Origin of the sequence: Camelimonas fluminis (assembly GCF_014656355.1) — a bacterium.
In the GTDB taxonomy this organism is placed as follows: domain Bacteria; phylum Pseudomonadota; class Alphaproteobacteria; order Rhizobiales; family Beijerinckiaceae; genus Camelimonas; species Camelimonas fluminis.
Genome location: NZ_BNCG01000147.1, coordinates 1 through 964 on the forward strand (window position 1 = coordinate 1; position 964 = coordinate 964).

Sequence of the window (964 nt, forward strand, 5' to 3'; positions counted from 1 at the left end):
AGGGGTTTCGTCAGCGGCGCAGACATGATTCAGTTCGCAAATCGGAGGAGATTTGTGATGGCTGCGCCGATCCGTATTCGGGATGATTTTACTGCGGCGCAGGTTCGTGCCTGCGCCCGGGCCGGAAAGGACCCCGCCCAGGTTCGTCGGCTTCTTGCGATCAGCGCCATTCTGGAAGGCGCCAGCCGCAGCGATGCGGCCAGCGTCGGTGGCGTGACGCTGCAGATCGTCAGGGACTGGGTGCTTCGTTTCAATGCCGCCGGCCCCGACGGGCTTGCAACGCGCAAGTCACCCGGGCCTCACACGATCCTCAACGACAACCAGCGGCGTTCATTGGCTGAGATCATAGAGGCCGGCCCCATTCCGTCGGTTCACGGCGTCGTGCGCTGGCGCATTATCGATCTCGTCCAATGGCTATCGGATGAATTTGGCGTCTCCATCAGCAAGCAGGCGCTCGGGCGTGAACTGCGAGCCATGGGGTTTCGGAAGCTTTCGGCCCGTCCCCGTCATCAAGGACAGCGTCTGCAGGATATCGCCGATTTTAAAAAAACTTCCCCATCCGTCTGGCGCAAATCCGGAAGAGCCTGCCAAACGACACCGCAATAGAATTGTGGTGGCAGGATGAGGCCCGGATCGGGCAGAAAACACAGATCACCCGTCGCTGGGCCAGGCGCGGGACGCGGCCAGTTGCACCGCGAGACCTGCGCCGGGCCTCCGCCTGGATATTCGGCGCCATCTGTCCTGACAGCGGCAAAGGCGCAGCCCTGGTCATGCCGCGCTGCGATAGCGAGGCAATGGAGCTTCACCTCGCCGAAATCAGCAGGCACGTCGCGCCCGGAGCCCACGCGGTGCTCCTGCTCGACCAGGCTGGATGGCATGTCTCCAGCAAGCTCGATGTGCCAGTGAACATCACCCTCCTGCCGCTCCCGCCCAAATGCCCCGAGTTGAACCCGGTCGAGAACGT

General features: G+C 62.8%; 1 pseudogene. It reads left to right on the forward strand.

What is annotated here, in order from left to right:
- Positions 1-24 precede the first annotated feature (24 nt).
- A pseudogene (locus tag IE243_RS23730) lies at positions 25-964 on the forward strand (IS630 family transposase); the annotation flags it as partial.